Consider the following 663-nt stretch of genomic DNA (forward strand, 5'->3'; position numbering starts at 1 on the left):
TAAAGAAGTGCGCTTAGTTATGCTACCCCATGAAGCACATGGCTATCGTGCTCGTAAAAGTTTACTGCATGTATTGTGGGAGCAAGAACAGTGGTTAGATAAGTACTTACTTAATGACTCTGCCGGGCCGGTAAAGGTAATAACTGAGCAAGTGGCAGAGCCAGCACCGAGCCAGTAGTAAAGTACGTGTTTATGCTGTGAGAGCAAGAAGATCCACTCTAAATCTCACGGAACCTTCCCAATGCAAAGTGAGCGTATGTACGCCGCGTTAAAAGGCTTAGGTGAAGAAGCGCGTTTAGTCATGCTGCCCCATGAAGCACATGGCTATCGAGCCCGTAAAAGTTTACTGCATGTATTGTGGGAGCAAGAACAGTGGTTAAACAAATACCTGTTAATGGATGAAGAGGCTGAGCCGGTAAAGGTAATAACTGAGCAAGTGGCAGAGCCAACACCGAGCCAGTAGTAAAGTACGTGTTTATGCTGTGAGAGCAAGAAGATCCACTCTAAATCTCACGGCACCTTTCCCATGCAAAGTGATCGTATGTACGCCGCATTAAAAGGCTTAGGTAAAGAAGTGCGCTTAGTTATGCTACCCCATGAAGCACATGGCTATCGTGCTCGTAAAAGTTTACTGCATGTATTGTGGGAGCAAGAACAGTGGTT

At 45.9% G+C, this 663-nt stretch carries 2 pseudogenes; both read left to right on the forward strand.

The features are described 5' to 3' along the window. Window positions 1–229: 229 nt before the first annotated feature. Window positions 230–463 (forward strand): annotated as a pseudogene (locus tag H5058_RS18160) (alpha/beta hydrolase family protein); the annotation flags it as partial. Window positions 464–514: 51 nt separating this feature from the next. After that, window positions 515–663: pseudogene (locus tag H5058_RS18725) on the forward strand (alpha/beta hydrolase family protein); the annotation flags it as partial.

The organism is Pseudoalteromonas sp. SR45-4 (assembly GCF_014163535.1).
Taxonomy (GTDB): Bacteria; Pseudomonadota; Gammaproteobacteria; order Enterobacterales; family Alteromonadaceae; genus Pseudoalteromonas; species Pseudoalteromonas nigrifaciens.